This is a genomic window from Xanthomonas hortorum (assembly GCF_040279205.1).
GTDB classification, from domain to species: domain Bacteria; phylum Pseudomonadota; class Gammaproteobacteria; order Xanthomonadales; family Xanthomonadaceae; genus Xanthomonas; species Xanthomonas hortorum_F.
On record NZ_JBEOLS010000134.1, the window covers coordinates 1 to 714 of the forward strand.

The 714-nt window shown below is 58.8% G+C and carries 1 protein-coding gene; it reads left to right on the forward strand.

The features are described 5' to 3' along the window. Positions 1 to 557: 557 nt before the first annotated feature. A partial coding sequence (locus ABS769_RS22500) for a transposase (protein WP_233368074.1) occupies positions 558 to 714 on the forward strand: 157 nt, incomplete at its 3' end.

A 714-nucleotide genomic window follows, 5' to 3' on the forward strand; every position in this document is an offset into this window, starting at 1 on the left:
TTATCGTTTCGAGTGTCACCTCGGGCAACTGTTCGGGCGAATCAAGGGAGAATCCGGCGTGGGTACCAAGCTACACGGCGATCGCTGAGATCCAGGCTCTCACGGTGGCCCACGCCGGCTCTCGACATCTAATCTGCCAGATTCCGAACAGATAAGGCTCTTACGCGGCATCCATGCCGCGTAAGGTCCCGCGACGGTGAGCGGGCAAGGACCAGTCGAGAGTGTCGGTTTGCATGGTGCAAGCGGTGCATGACGTGCGTTGTTCGGATAACGGCGCATCCGATCAGTGTCGCAAGGCAAGCCGAGTAACAAGCAGGCTTTCAAAGCAACCGACTCACTTTCTGGCGCGGTGTCCTCGCCGATTGCGGGACCGTGTGGCGGCATGGATTCCGCCACCGAGCCTACACGGACGTACTTGCGGCGTGTCCCGCGAGCGGCGAGGGCACCGCGCACTCGACTAACTAAGCTGTTGACTCAACGCTCTGCTGCAGTGAAGGCACCACACACTCAACTAGGGCCTGTTAACACTAATGGCCCGAGCGATTAAACTATCGTGCATGGAGATCACGCCAGCACAATTTTCTCTGATCGAACACTGCCTGCCGGCGCAGCGCGGCAATGTCAGCATGACCAACCTGCAAGTGGTCAACGCCATCCTTTACGTTGCCGAGCATGGCTGCAAATGGCGCGGCCTACCCAAGCGCTTTGGCAACT